Annotated in this window: 28 protein-coding genes; all 28 read right to left on the bottom strand. The window is 60.9% G+C overall.

Features of this window, described 5'->3' with window-relative positions:
* Positions 1-217: 217 nt before the first annotated feature.
* Positions 218-601: a 50S ribosomal protein L17 gene (gene rplQ, locus ACZ6WW_RS23215; RefSeq protein WP_465276285.1), complete on the bottom strand. Its 384-nt coding sequence runs from the start codon at positions 599-601 to the stop codon at positions 218-220.
* 192 nt (positions 602-793) lie between these two features.
* Positions 794-1,792 carry a DNA-directed RNA polymerase subunit alpha gene (locus ACZ6WW_RS23210; RefSeq protein WP_281849838.1) on the bottom strand — a complete coding sequence of 333 codons (999 nt, stop codon included), beginning with the start codon at positions 1,790-1,792 and terminating at the stop codon, positions 794-796.
* Positions 1,793-1,808: 16 nt separating this feature from the next.
* Positions 1,809-2,435, bottom strand: a complete 627-nt coding sequence (gene rpsD / locus ACZ6WW_RS23205) for a 30S ribosomal protein S4 (RefSeq protein WP_281849839.1) — start codon at positions 2,433-2,435, stop codon at positions 1,809-1,811.
* An 11-nt stretch (positions 2,436-2,446) separates the two neighbouring features.
* Positions 2,447-2,833 (bottom strand): 30S ribosomal protein S11, encoded by a 387-nt coding sequence (gene rpsK, locus ACZ6WW_RS23200; protein WP_007513384.1) that lies wholly within the window; start codon positions 2,831-2,833, stop codon positions 2,447-2,449.
* Positions 2,834-2,845: 12 nt separating this feature from the next.
* Complete coding sequence (rpsM, locus tag ACZ6WW_RS23195) at positions 2,846-3,202, bottom strand: 30S ribosomal protein S13 (RefSeq protein ID WP_281849842.1); 357 nt, start codon at positions 3,200-3,202, stop codon at positions 2,846-2,848.
* A 135-nt stretch (positions 3,203-3,337) separates the two neighbouring features.
* On the bottom strand, positions 3,338-4,663 hold the full coding sequence (gene secY / locus ACZ6WW_RS23190; protein WP_281849843.1) for a preprotein translocase subunit SecY: 1,326 nt from the start codon (positions 4,661-4,663) through the stop codon (positions 3,338-3,340).
* Between the two features lie 4 nt (positions 4,664-4,667).
* Entirely contained in the window at positions 4,668-5,099 is a 432-nt protein-coding gene (gene rplO / locus ACZ6WW_RS23185; protein WP_465276284.1) for a 50S ribosomal protein L15, read from the bottom strand.
* A 5-nt stretch (positions 5,100-5,104) separates the two neighbouring features.
* Positions 5,105-5,293, bottom strand: a complete 189-nt coding sequence (gene rpmD / locus ACZ6WW_RS23180; RefSeq protein ID WP_188799882.1) for a 50S ribosomal protein L30 — start codon at positions 5,291-5,293, stop codon at positions 5,105-5,107.
* The gene (gene rpsE / locus ACZ6WW_RS23175) at positions 5,286-5,795 is read right to left on the bottom strand and encodes a 30S ribosomal protein S5 (RefSeq protein WP_115477099.1); all 510 of its coding nucleotides are present in this window, start codon (positions 5,793-5,795) and stop codon (positions 5,286-5,288) included. Before rpsE ends, rpmD begins: the two co-directional genes overlap by 8 nt.
* Positions 5,796-5,916: 121 nt before the next feature.
* A complete protein-coding gene (gene rplR / locus ACZ6WW_RS23170) occupies positions 5,917-6,270 on the bottom strand; it encodes a 50S ribosomal protein L18 (RefSeq protein ID WP_281849845.1) in 354 nt (117 codons plus the stop codon).
* A gap of 43 nt (positions 6,271-6,313) precedes the next feature.
* Entirely contained in the window at positions 6,314-6,841 is a 528-nt protein-coding gene (gene rplF, locus ACZ6WW_RS23165) for a 50S ribosomal protein L6 (RefSeq protein WP_281849846.1), read from the bottom strand.
* Between the two features lie 10 nt (positions 6,842-6,851).
* Entirely contained in the window at positions 6,852-7,247 is a 396-nt protein-coding gene (rpsH, locus tag ACZ6WW_RS23160) for a 30S ribosomal protein S8 (protein WP_281849847.1), read from the bottom strand.
* Between the two features lie 212 nt (positions 7,248-7,459).
* Complete coding sequence (rpsN, locus tag ACZ6WW_RS23155) at positions 7,460-7,765, bottom strand: 30S ribosomal protein S14 (RefSeq protein ID WP_281849848.1); 306 nt, start codon at positions 7,763-7,765, stop codon at positions 7,460-7,462.
* A 15-nt stretch (positions 7,766-7,780) separates the two neighbouring features.
* A complete protein-coding gene (gene rplE / locus ACZ6WW_RS23150) occupies positions 7,781-8,320 on the bottom strand; it encodes a 50S ribosomal protein L5 (protein WP_281849849.1) in 540 nt (179 codons plus the stop codon).
* A 12-nt stretch (positions 8,321-8,332) separates the two neighbouring features.
* Positions 8,333-8,647: a 50S ribosomal protein L24 gene (rplX, locus tag ACZ6WW_RS23145; protein WP_281849851.1), complete on the bottom strand. Its 315-nt coding sequence runs from the start codon at positions 8,645-8,647 to the stop codon at positions 8,333-8,335.
* Between the two features lie 13 nt (positions 8,648-8,660).
* Entirely contained in the window at positions 8,661-9,029 is a 369-nt protein-coding gene (rplN, locus tag ACZ6WW_RS23140) for a 50S ribosomal protein L14 (protein WP_114845475.1), read from the bottom strand.
* 14 nt (positions 9,030-9,043) lie between these two features.
* Complete coding sequence (gene rpsQ, locus ACZ6WW_RS23135) at positions 9,044-9,304, bottom strand: 30S ribosomal protein S17 (RefSeq protein WP_281849852.1); 261 nt, start codon at positions 9,302-9,304, stop codon at positions 9,044-9,046.
* Positions 9,305-9,315: 11 nt separating this feature from the next.
* Positions 9,316-9,501, bottom strand: a complete 186-nt coding sequence (gene rpmC / locus ACZ6WW_RS23130) for a 50S ribosomal protein L29 (protein ID WP_281849853.1) — start codon at positions 9,499-9,501, stop codon at positions 9,316-9,318.
* The gene (gene rplP, locus ACZ6WW_RS23125) at positions 9,501-9,914 is read right to left on the bottom strand and encodes a 50S ribosomal protein L16 (RefSeq protein WP_266169348.1); all 414 of its coding nucleotides are present in this window, start codon (positions 9,912-9,914) and stop codon (positions 9,501-9,503) included. Before rplP ends, rpmC begins: the two co-directional genes overlap by 1 nt.
* An 11-nt stretch (positions 9,915-9,925) precedes the next feature.
* The gene (rpsC, locus tag ACZ6WW_RS23120; RefSeq protein ID WP_281849854.1) at positions 9,926-10,681 is read right to left on the bottom strand and encodes a 30S ribosomal protein S3; all 756 of its coding nucleotides are present in this window, start codon (positions 10,679-10,681) and stop codon (positions 9,926-9,928) included.
* A gap of 12 nt (positions 10,682-10,693) precedes the next feature.
* Complete coding sequence (gene rplV / locus ACZ6WW_RS23115; protein ID WP_281849855.1) at positions 10,694-11,029, bottom strand: 50S ribosomal protein L22; 336 nt, start codon at positions 11,027-11,029, stop codon at positions 10,694-10,696.
* Complete coding sequence (rpsS, locus tag ACZ6WW_RS23110) at positions 11,029-11,301, bottom strand: 30S ribosomal protein S19 (protein ID WP_026635835.1); 273 nt, start codon at positions 11,299-11,301, stop codon at positions 11,029-11,031. The genes rplV and rpsS overlap by 1 nt, the downstream gene beginning before the upstream one ends.
* A 12-nt stretch (positions 11,302-11,313) precedes the next feature.
* Positions 11,314-12,135, bottom strand: a complete 822-nt coding sequence (gene rplB, locus ACZ6WW_RS23105) for a 50S ribosomal protein L2 (protein ID WP_281849856.1) — start codon at positions 12,133-12,135, stop codon at positions 11,314-11,316.
* 17 nt (positions 12,136-12,152) lie between these two features.
* Complete coding sequence (gene rplW, locus ACZ6WW_RS23100; protein ID WP_281849857.1) at positions 12,153-12,446, bottom strand: 50S ribosomal protein L23; 294 nt, start codon at positions 12,444-12,446, stop codon at positions 12,153-12,155.
* Entirely contained in the window at positions 12,443-13,045 is a 603-nt protein-coding gene (gene rplD / locus ACZ6WW_RS23095; RefSeq protein ID WP_465276283.1) for a 50S ribosomal protein L4, read from the bottom strand. Before rplD ends, rplW begins: the two co-directional genes overlap by 4 nt.
* A gap of 11 nt (positions 13,046-13,056) precedes the next feature.
* On the bottom strand, positions 13,057-13,698 hold the full coding sequence (gene rplC, locus ACZ6WW_RS23090; RefSeq protein WP_281849859.1) for a 50S ribosomal protein L3: 642 nt from the start codon (positions 13,696-13,698) through the stop codon (positions 13,057-13,059).
* 20 nt (positions 13,699-13,718) lie between these two features.
* Positions 13,719-14,030, bottom strand: a complete 312-nt coding sequence (rpsJ, locus tag ACZ6WW_RS23085; RefSeq protein ID WP_014402136.1) for a 30S ribosomal protein S10 — start codon at positions 14,028-14,030, stop codon at positions 13,719-13,721.
* 454 nt (positions 14,031-14,484) lie between these two features.
* On the bottom strand, positions 14,485-14,958 hold a 474-nt coding region (locus ACZ6WW_RS23080), incomplete at its 5' end, for an EF-Tu C-terminal domain-related protein (RefSeq protein WP_465276282.1).

The following is a 14,958-nucleotide window of genomic DNA, read 5'->3' as shown; positions in this document are numbered from 1 at the left end:
CGCGTTCCAGGGCATGGGACACCTCGCTTCGACCTCGGCGAGGTGTAACCCATGTCCCCGAACACCTGTTACCTATGTCTCCGGTCCATACACTCAGCCGGGGGAGAGGGTTGGGGTGAGGGGGCGCTTTAAGCCCTCAACGTATTGCTCAACAAGCACACAAACAAAAACCCCGGCCAAGGGCCGGGGTTTTCATCAAATCAGATGCAACTAACGCTTACTCAGCGTCCACTGCCTCGACCTGCGGGCGATCAACCAGTTCGACGTAGGCCATCGGCGCATTGTCGCCAGCGCGGAAGCCGCACTTGAGGATGCGCAGGTAGCCGCCGGGACGCTCGCGGTAACGCGGGCCCAGCTCGACGAACAGCTTGCCCACAGCCTGCTTGTCGCGCAGACGCGAGAAAGCGAGACGGCGATTGGCAACGCCATCGGTCTTGGCGAGCGTGATGAGCGGCTCGGCGACGCGACGGAGTTCCTTGGCCTTCGGGAGGGTGGTGCGGATCAGCTCGTGCTTGATCAGCGACGCGGCCATGTTCTTGAACATGGCTTCGCGGTGGCTGCTCGTGCGATTGAGCTTGCGACCGGATTTCTGGTGGCGCATGGCGATTACTCTCTAGTCTGTTGTTATGAAAAGCCGGTCACTATGAGCCGACTTCCCGCGGTTACCCGCTATTCAAGGCTCTAAAAACGCCCTGTTATAAGAGCACGGCCTCTATGGGCCGCGTTTTTCATCTGGCACCAAGGCCAGTCGTGCAAAGTCGAGGGCGACCGCATCCGGTCGCCCTCGAATTCATCAGCCCAGCTGCATACCGTGCGACAAGCCCGGCGGCGGCCAGTTTTCAAGCTTCATGCCGAGTGCGAGACCACGCCCGCCCAGGACATCCTTGATTTCGGTCAGCGACTTCTTACCCAGGTTCGGGGTCTTCAGCAGCTCGACTTCGGTCTTCTGCACCAAGTCGCCGATGTAGTAGATGCTCTCGGCCTTGAGGCAGTTGGCCGAACGCACCGTCAGCTCCAGGTCGTCGATCGGACGGAGCAGCAGCGGATCGAACCCGCCCTTCTCTGCCTTATCGGTCGCGCTTTCGCGACGCGAGAAGTCACCGAACACCGACAGCTGGTCGTTGAGGATTTCGGCGGCCTTGCGAACCGCGTCTTCCGCACCGATGGTGCCGTTGGTTTCGATATCGAGCACCAGCTTATCGAGGTTGGTGCGCTGCTCGACACGAGCCGCGTCCACTTCGTAAGCCACACGCAACACCGGCGCGAACGACGCGTCGAGCTGCAGGCGACCGATCGGGCGAGCCTCTTCATCCGGATGCTGGCGCGTGCTGGCCGGCTGATAGCCGACGCCGCGACGCACCTTCAAGCGCATGTTGAGGGCGATATCCTTGGTCAGGTGACAGATCACATGCTCAGGATTGATGATTTCTACCGAGTGATCGACCGCGATGTCGCCAGCGGTAACCACACCCTTGCCCTTCTTGGCCAAGGTCAGGGTGACTTCGTCACCCGTATGCTGACGAATTGCCACGTCCTTGAGGTTCAGCAGGACTTCGATCACGTCCTCCTGCAAACCTTCCAGAGTGGTGTACTCGTGCAGCACGCCATCGATTTCTACCTCGACGATGGCAGAGCCAGGGATCGAGGAAAGCAGCACGCGACGCAACGCATTGCCCAGAGTGTGGCCGAAGCCACGTTCGAGAGGCTCGACCACCACTTTGGCGCGGTTGGATCCGAGCTGCTCGACACTGAGGCCACGCGGCCGCAGCACGCTAGTTGACGAAACTGCCATGCAGAGCTCCGGTTGATTACTTCGAGTAAAGCTCGACGATCAGGCTTTCGTTGATGTCGGACGGCAGATCACCGCGATCCGGCGTCGACTTGAAGGTGCCTTCGAACTTCTTGGAGTCGACTTCGACCCACTGCGGACGCAGGTCCATGGTGTCGAAGACGGTTGCCGCTTCCTGCACGCGCAGCTGAGTGCGAGCGCGCTCGGTCAAGGCAATCGCATCGCCCGGACGAACCTGGTACGACGGAATGTTCACCTTCTTGCCGTTCACCAGCACAGCCTTGTGGCTGACCAGCTGACGAGCCTGGGCGCGGGTTACCGCGAAGCCCATGCGATAGACGACATTGTCAAGGCGGCTCTCGAGCAGGCGCAGCAGGTTCTCACCCGTGTTGCCCTTGAGGTTGGATGCCTTGGTGTAGTAGTTGCTGAACTGACGCTCGAGCACACCGTAGATACGCTTGACCTTCTGCTTTTCACGCAGCTGGTTGGCGTAGTCGGACATGCGCATGCGCTTGTTGGCGCCATGCTGACCGGGCTTGTTTTCCAGTTTGCACTTGGAGTCGATGGCGCGAGCCGGACTCTTCAGGCTGAGATCTGCACCCTCACGACGGGCGAGTTTGCAGGTAGCTCCACGATAACGGGCCATGGGTATGCTCCTTAGACTCGACGCTTCTTGGGGGGACGGCAGCCGTTATGCGGAATCGGCGTGACGTCGATGATGTTGAGCACCTTGTAGCCCAGTGCATTCAACGAACGCACGGCGGACTCACGACCCGGACCCGGGCCCTTGATGCGCACTTCGACCGTCTTCACACCGTAATCGCCTGCAGCGCGGCCAGCCTTTTCGGCGGCAACCTGGGCAGCGAACGGGGTGGACTTGCGCGAACCGCGGAAACCCGCGCCGCCTGCAGTAGCCCACGACAGAGCATTGCCCTGACGATCGGTGATGGTGACGATGGTGTTGTTGAAGGAGGCCTGCACGTGAGCCACGGCATCCGTGACAACGCGCTTGATCTTCTTCTTGGTCTTAACCGGCTTAGCCATGTTTGGAATCCGTTACTTCTTGATCGCGCGACGGGGACCCTTGCGGGTACGTGCGTTGGTACGCGTGCGCTGGCCGCGCACCGGCAGGCCACGGCGGTGGCGCAGACCGCGGTAGCAACCCAGATCCATCAGACGCTTGATGGCGATACCCACCTCGCGGCGCAGATCGCCTTCAACGACGTACTTGCCGATTTCGGCACGAAGCTTTTCAACTTCGCCTTCACTGAGGGACTTGATGGCCGTGGTGGGAACCACGCCAGCGTCCGCACAAACCTTCTTGGCCCGGCTGCGACCGATACCATAAATGCTTTGCAGGCCAACCCAGACATGCTTCTGGACCGGCAAATTGACACCCGCGATGCGCGCCATGATGTACTTTCTCCGATGCGTTTCGTGCGCGGTAAACGCGCAATTCTAACCTGAATTAACCCTATAGGAAAGCCCTGCGGCACCCTGTGCCGCCGCTCCCCGGTTCCAGCCCTTACTCCACCGCCCCAGCAGCCATCAGTTGCGGCGGAGATTGGCCTTCTTGAGCAGACTTTCGTATTGGTGACTGACCAAGTGCGCCTGCACCTGAGCAGTGAAGTCCATCACCACAACCACCACGATCAGCAGAGAGGTGCCGCCGAAGTAGAAAGGAACATGCCAAAGATTCTGCATAAACGTCGGGACCAGGCAGACCAGCACCAGATAGATCGCTCCGATACCGGTAAGCCGGGTCATCACGCCATCGATGTAGTTAGCCGTCGCATGACCCGGGCGGATACCCGGAATCAATGCACCCGAACGCTTCAAATTGTCCGCCGTTTCCTGGGAGTTGAACACGATTGCCGTATAGAAGAAGGCAAACGTGATCACCAGCACCGCGAACAAGATGTCGTGCAAAGGCTCGCCCGGGGCCAAGGCCTGGACCAGATCCTGCAACCAGCGCGCCTGATGACCCTGACCGAACCACGTTGCTGCGGTAGTCGGGAACATCAACAGGCTCGACGCGAAGATCGGCGGAATGACGCCCGCCATATTGATCTTCAGCGGCAGGTGCGAGGTCTGGTTCATGTAGGCCCGCTGCCCGCCGGATCGCCGCGCGTAGTTCACGGTAATGCGCCGTTGGGCGCGCTCCATGAACACCACGAAGGCAGTTACCGCGAGAATCAACGCGATCACCATGATCAGGCGCAGCACCGAGAGTTCGCCGTTATTGGCCATGGTCAGCGTGTGCGCAACCGCACCCGGCAGACCCGCCACGATACCGGCGAAGATCAGCAGCGAAATACCGTTACCGATACCCCGCTCGGTGATCTGCTCACCCAGCCACATCAGGAACATCGTGCCGGCGGTAAGACCGACGATCGACGCCATGATGAAACCGAAACCCGGCGTGTAGACCACCGGCGCTCCGCCCTGGGCGACCTGCTTTTGCAGGGCAACCGCAATGCCGAACGCCTGGAAGGCCGCCAAGCCCACCGTGCCGAAGCGTGTGTACATGGTCATCTTTCGACGACCCGACTCACCCTCTTTACGCAGTGCCTGCAGGCTCGGGATCACCGAACCCATCATCTGCACCACGATCGACGCCGAAATGTATGGCACGACGCCCAGTGCGAACACCGAGAAACGTGCCAGCGAACCGCCCGAGAACATGTTGAACATGTTCAGCAGGCCGCCGCCCTGTTCGATCAGGTTCGTCATGGCTTCGGGGTTGACGCCCGGAACCGGAATGAACGAACCGAGACGGAAGACGATCAGCGCACCAAGCACAAAGAAGATGCGCTGACGCAGTTCCGTCAGCTTACCGAGCGATCCGAGCGATGAGCCCTGGGCAGCCGCCACGTGATTACTCCACGCTGCCGCCGGCAGCTTCAATAGCTGCCTTGGCGCCGGCCGTTGCCAGAATGCCGATCAACTTCACCGCGCGGCCGATCTCGCCCTTGGCGACGACCTTGACCTTCTTGGCGCGACTGTCGATCAGACCTGCCTGGTGCAGAACGACCGGATTGATCTCGTCCACCTTCAGGTTGGCCAACTGATACAGGAAAACTTCCTGGCTCTCGGCCTTCTTCAGCGAACGGAAACCGACCTTCGGCAGGCGGCGCTGCAGCGGCATCTGACCGCCTTCGAAACCGTACTTATGGGTACCGCCCGCGCGAGCGTGCTGACCCTTGTGACCGCGACCTGCGGTCTTGCCCAGGCCCGAACCGATACCGCGACCGACGCGCAGACGCGTCTTGCGGGAACCGGCGGCCGGCTTGATGTCGTTAAGACGCATGATGCTTACTCCTCAACCCGCACGAGGTAATAGACCGTGTTGATGAGGCCACGCACCTGCGGGCTGTCCTTCAACTCACGGACGTCGTTGAGCTTGTTCAGGCCGAGCGCCTTCACGCTCAGGCGATGACGGCTCTGCACACCGCGCAGGCCCTTGACCAGGCGAACGCGAACGGTCTTGTCATTGTTAGCCATTGCCCAGCACCTCTTCCACGGTCTTGCCACGCTTGGCAGCGATCTGCTTCGGCGAGGCGACGGCCTGGAGGCCCTTGATGGTGGCGCGAACCAGATTGATCGGGTTGCGCGAACCGACGGCCTTGGCCAAAACGTTCTTGACGCCGACCACTTCCAGCACAGCGCGCATCGCGCCGCCGGCGATGACGCCGGTACCTTCAGAAGCCGGCTGCATGAACACGCGAGCAGCGCCGTGGTTGGCCTTGATGGCGTACCACAGGGTGCCGTTGTTCAGGTCGATGCTCACCATGTTGCGGCGAGCGCGTTCCATGGCCTTGGAGATGGCGACCGGCACTTCGCGCGCCTTGCCATAGCCGAAGCCGACCTTACCTTCGCCGTCGCCGACGACGGTCAGCGCGGTAAAGCTCATCTGGCGGCCACCCTTGACGGTCTTGGCCACGCGGTTAACGGCAATCAGCTTCTCGAGCAGGCCGTCTGAATTTTCGCGATCGGTAGAAGACATGAATTCTTTTCCGTATGCCCGGACTACCCGGGACTTTTCTTGCGGCTGAGCCGCTTGGAGTTGTTAGGTATTGCGTATGGAGTCGGGCGCCGGTTACATCAACGCCCGAATCCAAAAGTTTTTAGAACTTCAGGCCCGCTTCGCGCGCCGCATCGGCCAGAGCCTTGATGCGACCGTGATAACGGAAGCCCGAGCGATCGAATGCCACAGACTCGATGCCGGCAGCCATGGCACGCTCGGCCACCGCCTTGCCCACGGCCGCAGCCGCTTCGAGGTTCTTGGTGCCCTTCAGGCCTTCGGCGACCGACTTCTGCACGGTGGACGCTGCAGCGACGACGTTCTTGCCCGAAGCGTCGAACACCTGTGCGTACAGGTGCTGACCGGTGCGATGCACCGACAGACGAGCCACGGCCAGCTTGCGGATATGCGAGCGGGTCGACTTGGCGCGACGCAGGCGGGATTCATTCTTGTTCATAGGTTCTCTCCAGAAAGCGGATAGGCGAGCGCTTTGCAGCGCATTAAGCCTTCTTAGCTTCCTTCAGGGTGATCTTCTCGCCGGAATAACGCACGCCCTTGCCCTTGTAGGGTTCCGGCGGACGATAACCACGGATCTTGGCAGCGACTTCGCCCACCAGCTGCTTGTCCGAACCCTTGATCAGGATTTCGGTCTGCGACGGGGTTTCGAGGCTGATGCCTTCCGGCGCCTTGAACACCACCGGGTGCGAAAAGCCCAGGCTGAGGTTCAGATCCTTGCCGGCCATGGCGGCGCGGTAACCGACGCCGACCAGCTCGAGCTTGCGCTCGTAACCGTCGGACACGCCCTTGACCATGTTGGCCAACAGCGCACGCGCCGTACCGCCAAACTTGTCCTCGGCGCCTTCGGCAACCTGGATATTGACCGTGCCGTTATCGACGGCAACCGTGACGCCCGGCAGATGATGCGTGGACAGGGTGCCCTTGGGACCCTTCACCGAGATGCTGTTCTCGGCGACGTTTAGTTCCACGCCCTTCGGCAGCGAAATCGGCTTTTTGGCAACTCGAGACATCGGAAACTCCTTAAGCGACCATGCCGATGACTTCGCCGCCCAAGCCCTTGGCGCGAGCTTGCGCGTCGGTCAGCAGGCCTGCCGAAGTCGAGATAATGGAAATGCCCAGGCCGCCCAGGATCTTCGGCAATTCAGTCTTGCCGCGATACACGCGAAGGCCGGAACGGCTGATGCGCTCGATGCGCTCGATGGCCGGACGGCCTTCGAAATACTTCAGCTTGAGCTCGAGCACCGGCTTGCCCTCCTGCGTGGAGGTCTTGGCGTCGAGGATATAGCCCTCATTCTTCAGAAGGTTGGCCAGGGCCACCTTCATCTTTGACGACGGCATGCTTACGGCCTGCTTGCCCGTGAGCTGGGCATTGCGGATGCGCGTAAACAGATCGGCGATGGGATCAGTCATGCTCATGAAAACATCCTTCAGAGTGCACCGATATCCGATAAAACCGGAAATCAATATTCGATTGTGAGCCGTAGAGACGGCGTTCTGCGTAACACAGACCGTCGACTATAGCAGCTTTTCCAGCTTTTGCGAATAGCGGGGCAAAAGTCGCGTCAACGGGGGCATGTCGCCATGCCCCCGCCGGTTAGGCAGGCCCGAAGGCCCTGCCCTCTTTGGTCTTACCAGCTGGCCTTACGCAGGCCAGGAACGTCGCCACGCATGGTGGCTTCGCGAAGCTTGTTACGGCCGAGGCCGAACTTCTGGTACACAGCGCGCGGACGGCCGGTCAGCGCACAGCGGGTACGCTGGCGGCTCGGGCTCGCATCACGCGGCAGTTTCTGCAGCTTGGTCTGAGCGTCCATCTTCTCCTCGTAGGAGGACTTGGGGCTCAGCACGATCGCCTTCAGTTCGGCGCGCTTGGCGGCGTACTTCTTGACGAGCTTGGTCCGCTTGAGGTCGCGGTTCACCATGGAGGTCTTGGCCATATTCTCGCGACTCTCTTAGTTGCGGAACGGGAAGCTGAAAGCTTCCAGCAGCGCTTTGGCTTCTTCGTCGGTCTTGGCGGTGGTGGTGATGGAAATATCCATACCGCGCATCGCGTCGACAGCGTCGAAATCGATTTCCGGGAAGATGATCTGTTCCTTGATACCGAAGTTGTAGTTACCACGGCCATCGAAGGCGCGACCCGACACGCCGCGGAAGTCGCGGGTACGGGGCAGCGAGATGTTGATCAGACGATCCAGGAATTCCCACATCTGGGCGCGACGCAAGGTGACCTTGCAGCCGATCGGCCAGCCATCGCGGATCTTGAACGAGGCAACGGACACGCGCGCCTTGGTCTGGATCGGCTTCTGGCCGGAGATCTTGGCCATGTCGGCCACGGCGTTCTCGAGCACTTTCTTGTTGCCCGCAGCTTCGCCCACGCCCATGTTCAGCGTGATCTTGGTGATGCGGGGAACCTGCATCACGTTCTGGTAACCAAAACGCTCGGTGAGCTTCTGGATGACCTGGTCTTTATAAAAAGTTTCAAGGCGCGTCATGACTTGTGTTCCTTACGCGTCCACGACCTCGCCAGACGAACGGAACACGCGGACTTTGCGCTCATCTTCGAGCACCTTGAAGCCGACGCGTTCACCCTTGTTCGTGGCGGGGTTGAACAGCTGCACATTAGAGATATGGATCGAAGCTTCACGCTCGACGATGCCGCCGGCCTGGTTGGCTTGCGGATTCGGCTTGGTGTGGCGCTTGACCAGGTTCACGTTGGAGACGAACACGCGATCGCCGTCAACGCGCAGCACGTCGCCGCGCTGGCCCTTGTTTTTGCCGGTGATCACGATGACCTGATCACCCTTGCGGATACGGTTCATGGGTCTTCTCCGCTCAGAGCACTTCGGGTGCGAGCGAGACGATCTTCATGAACTTCTCGCTGCGCAGCTCACGAGTCACCGGCCCAAAGATACGGGTGCCGATCGGCTCGAGCTTGTTGTTGAGGAGCACCGCTGCATTGCCGTCGAAACGGATCAGCGAGCCATCGGGACGGCGCACACCCTTGGCGGTACGAACCACCACGGCGTTGTACACCTCGCCCTTCTTTACCTTACCGCGCGGGATCGCATCCTTCACGGTGACCTTGATGACATCGCCGATGCCCGCATAGCGACGCTTGGAGCCGCCGAGCACCTTGATGCACATCAGTTCTTTCGCGCCGCTGTTATCTGCTGCGGAAAGCGTGCTTTGCATCTGAATCATGTCTGCACCCTCCCTTAGACGCTGGCGCGCGTGACGATTTCGACCACGCGGTGATGCTTGGTCTTGGACAGCGGGCGGCACTCCGCGATACGCACCACGTCGCCTTCGTTCGCACCCAGCTCGTCTTGCGCATGCAGCTTGGTCGAACGACGGACGATCTTGCCGAGCAGCGGATGCTGCACCTGGCGCTCGATCAGGACGGTAACCGTCTTGTCCATCTTGTTACTGACGACACGACCCTCGAGGGTACGTGCCTGCTTTTGGTTGTCGCTCATATCCGCCGTCCTTACTTCTTAGCGCCGAGCACGAACTTCGTGCGGGCGATGTCGCGCCGAACTCGGCGCAGCTGGTGCGGCTGATTGAGCTGGCCGGTGCCCTTTTGCATGCGCAGGTTGAACTGCTCCTTGCGCAGGTCCAGCAGGTGCTGCTTCAGCTCGTCGGCCGATTTCGTGTTCAAGTCTTTCATGGCCATCACATCACCGCCCGCGATACGAACTGGGTCTGCACCGACAGCTTGGCGGCGGCCAGGCGGAATGCCTCGCGTGCCGTTGCCTCGTCGACGCCCTCGATTTCATAGAGCATGCGGCCGGGCTGGATCGGAGCGACCCAGAATTCCACGCCGCCCTTACCGGCGCCCATTCGGACTTCGATCGGCTTCTTGGTGATCGGCTTGTCCGGGAACACGCGGATCCACAATTTGCCGCCGCGCTTCACGAAACGGGTGATGCAACGACGTGCCGCTTCGATCTGGCGCGCGGTCAGCGCGCCGTGAGTGGTGGCCTTGAGGCCGTACTCACCGAAGCTCACGAGGTTGGAGCTGAAAGCCAGACCGTCGTTACGGCCCTTGAACTGCTTACGGTATTTGGTTCGCTTGGGTTGCAACATGGCAACTCTCCTTACTTCGCTGCACGGTCGCGACGGCCTTCGCCATCACGACGCGATTCACGATCACGACGGCCCTCGCCACCTTCGCGGCGCGGCTGCTGCGACTGCTCTTCCTTCGACTCCTGGCCGATCTGGGAAAGGTCGAAGATTTCGCCCTTGTAGACCCACACCTTGATGCCAATGATGCCGTAGGTGGTCTTCGCTTCCGCGAAGCCGTAGTCGATGTCCGCACGCAGCGTATGAAGCGGCACGCGGCCCTCGCGGCTCCACTCGGAGCGAGCGATTTCGGCGCCGTTCAAACGACCGGACACGTTGATCTTGATACCGAGGGCGCCCAGGCGCATCGCGTTGCCGACCGAGCGCTTCATGGCGCGGCGGAACATGATGCGACGCTCGAGCTGCTGCGCGATCGACTCGGCGACCAGCTGAGCGTCGAGCTCCGGCTTGCGCACCTCGTTGACGTTGATGTGCGCCGGAACGCCCATCAGCTGGCTGACTTCCTTACGCAGCTTCTCGATATCCTCGCCCTTCTTGCCGATCACCACGCCCGGACGGGCCGTGTGGATCGTCACGCGTGCGGTCTTGGCCGGACGCTCGATCTGGATCTTCGAGATGCCGGCGGCTGCCAGCTTCTTGCGCAGCATCTCGCGGACCTTGAGGTCGGCAGCGAGGTACTTGGCGTAATCGCCCTTATTGGCGTACCACTTCGAGTTCCAGTCCTTGGCAATACCGAGGCGGATACCGATTGGATTAACTTTGTGACCCATCGTCTATATCCCTCAGTTACCAACGACCACAGTGATGTGGCTGGTGCGCTTCAAGATGCGCGAACCGCGGCCTTTGGCGCGGGCATACATACGCTTCATCGCCGGACCTTCGTCCACGAAGATGCTCGAGACCTTCAGCTCGTCCACATCAGCGCCGAGATTGTTCTCGGCGTTGGCGACGGCCGACAGCAGCACCTTGCGAACGAGGTGTGCGGCCTTCTTGTTGGTGAACTGGAGCACGTCGCTGGCACGGCCCACGGGCAAACCGCGGACCAGGTCAGCTACCAGGCGTGCCTTCTGCGCTGAGATGCGAGCGCTGCGCAGGATCGCTTTGGCTTCGGTGCTCATCACTTGCCCTTCTTATCGCCGCCATGGCCCTTGAAAGTGCGGGTCACCGCGAACTCGCCGAGCTTATGCCCGACCATGTTCTCGTTGACGAGCACCGGCACGTGCTGGCGACCGTTGTGGATGGCGATGGTCAATCCCACCATTTCCGGCAGGATCATGGAGCGGCGCGACCAGGTCTTGATCGGACGCTTGTTGTTAGTGGAAACCGCAGCTTCCACCTTCTTCACGAGGTGAAGGTCGACGAACGGACCTTTCTTCAATGAACGCGGCATGACGGTTTCCTATTACTTGCGACGACGCACGATGAACTGCTGTGTGCGCTTGTTGTTACGGGTCTTGTAGCCCTTGGCCGGCGTGCCCCACGGGCTGACCGGATGACGGCCGCCGGAGGTCTTGCCTTCACCACCGCCGTGCGGATGGTCGACCGGGTTCATGACTACACCGCGGACGGTCGGGCGAATACCCTGCCAGCGCTTCTTACCGGCCTTGCCCAGCTTCTTCAGGCTGTGCTCGCCGTTGCCGACTTCGCCGATGGTGGCGCGGCAGTCGACCGGCACGCGGCGCATTTCGCCGGAGCGCAGACGCAGCGTGGCATAACCGGATTCACGAGCGACCAGCTGAACCGAGGCACCGGCGGAGCGTGCGATCTGCGCACCCTTGCCCGGCTTCATCTCGATGCAGTGGATCGTGCTACCGACCGGGATATTGCGCAGCGGCAGGCTGTTGCCGGCCTTGATCGGCGCATCGGTACCCGACACCAGACGATCACCCACCTGCACGCCCTTGGGCGCGATGATGTAGCGGCGTTCGCCGTCGGCGTAGCACAGCAACGCGATGTGCGCGGTGCGGTTCGGATCGTACTCGATACGCTCGACCTTGGCGGCAATGCTTTCCTTGTCGCGCTTGAAGTCGATGATGCGGTAGGCCTGCTTGTGACCGCCGCCGCGATGACGAATGGTGATGCGACCATAGTGGTTACGGCCACCCGTCTTGGACTGCGATTCGGTCAACGGCGCGTACGGCGCGCCCTTGTGCAGGCCCGGGGTGTGCACACTTACCGAGTCGCGACGACCGGGAGAAGTGGGCTTGTGGTTAATTAATGCCATCTCACAAAACTCCTGGCTCAGGCCTTGGCGGACACGTCGATGGTGTGACCATCGGCGAGACGCACATAGGCCTTGCGCTTGCCCTGACGGTTGCCGGCGCGGAAACGGAAGGACTTGACCTTGCCCTTGGCGTTGACGAGGTTCACCTGCTCGACCTTGACGTCGAACATGGCTTCCACCGCTGCGCGGACATCAGCCTTCGTTGCCTCGGGGGCCACCACGAAAACGTATTGATTGCTCTCGGCCAGACGAGCAGCCTTTTCGGAGATGTGCGGCGCGCGCAGCGTGTTGAGAATGCGTTCGTTGCTCATGCCAGCCACTCCTCGACCTTCTTCACCGCCTCGACCGTCATGACGATGTGATCGGAACCGACCAGGCTAACCGGGTTCAGCGCCAACACGTCGACGACATGGAGGTAGGGGATGTTACGGGCAGCCAGGTAGAGCGCTTCGTTGGCGTCTTCCGACACCATCAGCACGCGACCGGACACCTCGAGCTCAGCCATCTTGGCGATCATCGACTTGGTCTTGGGAGCGTCGATGCCGAAGCTTTCGACGACCTTCAAACGACCCTGACGGTTCAGCTCCGCGAGAATGGAGCGGATCGCGACGCGATAGGCCTTGCGGTTGACTTTCTGTTCGAAGCTGCGCGGCTTGGCGGCAAAGGTGACACCACCGCCGATAAAGATCGGAGCGCGATAGTCGCCGTGACGAGCGCCGCCGCCCTTCTGCTTCTTGAACTTCTTGGTGGTACCCGACATCTCACCGCGCGACAGCTGCGCCTTGGTACCGGCGCGACCGCCGGCCTGGTAAGCGACGACTACCTGATGGATCAGGGCCTTCTTGAGCTCGGCGCCGAACACTTCGTCCGACACGCTGAGCGGCTTGGCACCAATGACATTCAATTCCATGGTGTCTCTCCTCAACCCTTGGTCGTCGGACGGATGACGACGTCGCCGCCGGTAGCACCCGGCACGGCGCCCTTCACCGCGATCAAATGACGCTCGGCGTCCACCTTGACCACTTCCAGGCCCTGCTGCGTGCGATTGACCGCACCCATGTGACCGGCCATCTTCTTGCCCGGGAACACGCGGCCTGGGGTCTGACGCTGACCGATAGAACCCGGCGCGCGATGCGACAGCGAGTTACCGTGGGTGGCGTCACCCATGCTGAAGTTGTGGCGCTTGATGGCGCCCTGGAAGCCCTTGCCCTTCGACACGCCGGCGACGTCAACGATCTGACCCACCTGGAACACGTCGTCGGCCTTGATCTCGGCGCCCACGCTGTACTTGCCGAGATCGTCGGCAGACACGCGGAACTCCCACAGACCACGACCTGGCTCAACCTTCGCCTTGGCGTAGTGACCCTTCAGCGGCGCGGTCAGCAGATTGGCGCGCTTGGCACCCACTGCAACCTGCACGGCGCTGTAGCCATCGTTATCTTCCGTCTTCAGCTGCGTAACGCGATTCGGGGTGGCTTCAATCAGCGTCACCGGAATCGAGCGTCCGTCTTCAGTGAAGAGTCGGCTCATGCCGCACTTGCGGCCAACTAGTCCGATACTCATGTTCGTATCCTGTCTATCGCTCAACCGAGCTTGATCTGAACGTCTACGCCAGCGGCGAGATCAAGCTTCATGAGCGCGTCCACGGTCTTGTCGTTGGGGTCAACGATATCGAGCACTCGCTTGTGCGTACGGGTTTCGTACTGGTCGCGAGCATCTTTGTCGACGTGCGGCGACACCAGAATGGTGTAGCGCTCGATCTTGGTCGGAAGCGGGATCGGGCCGAGAACCGTAGCGCCAGTGCGCTTGGCCGTCTCGACGATCTCGCTGGCCGAACGGTCGATCAGACGATGATCGAACGCTTTGAGCCGAATGCGAATCTTTTGGTTCGCCATAAACCGTGTCCTGTTATCAAAAGAACGTTATGTGATCCGAGGTGGCTTCTCACCGCCCCGCACAACCCAGTACAGCATTTACTGCAAAGAGCCCCCTGAAAACCGCATCAGGAAGACCCCAAAACGCCAGGCAGGCCGTTAACCGGCCTGCCCAGACGGGAAACATTCGCGAAAACACACAGATCGTCAGAGACTTAGCTCGAGACCGGGTATCCCCGCAACAATCCATGTAAGCGAACTCGAAGCGCCATCCTTGGGCCTCATTTCGCGGTGTGCCGGATAGCTTTGAAGGCTATCTGGCTAGGTAACTTTGCAACTATAGCGTAACTTTTCGGGCGCCGCAAGCAGTCGCTAAGGAAAGATGTCCTACACGCCAATCGGGGATCGTCGCCCTACCCTTTGAAAAAAGAAGCCGCCCAATAGGGCGGCCTCTCCATAGCCTGAGCTACGAAACTTACTTGACGATCTTGGCAACCACGCCGGCGCCGACGGTGCGGCCGCCTTCGCGGATCGCGAAACGCAGGCCTTCGCTCATCGCGATCGGGTGGATCAGGCTCACCGTGATCTTCACGTTGTCGCCCGGCATCACCATCTCCGTGCCTTCCGGCAACTTGATCGCACCGGTCACGTCCGTCGTGCGGAAGTAGAACTGCGGGCGGTAGTTGCTGAAGAACGGGGTGTGGCGACCGCCTTCGTCCTTCGACAGCACGTAGATCTCGGCCTCGAAGTCCGTGTGTGGGGTGATCGAACCCGGCTTGGCCAGCACCTGGCCACGCTCCACGTCGTCACGCTTCAGACCACGCAGCAGCAGACCGGCGTTGTCGCCTGCCTGACCCTGGTCCAGCAGCTTGCGGAACATTTCGATACCGGTCACCGTGGTCTTCTGGGTCGGACGAATACCGACCACTTCCACTTCGTCACCGACCTT

The sequence above is a fragment of the Dyella sp. NPDC103356 genome (genome assembly GCF_055584465.1).
The sequence above is the reverse complement of the archived record's forward strand: the minus strand, read 5'-3'. Positions and strand labels throughout refer to the sequence as shown.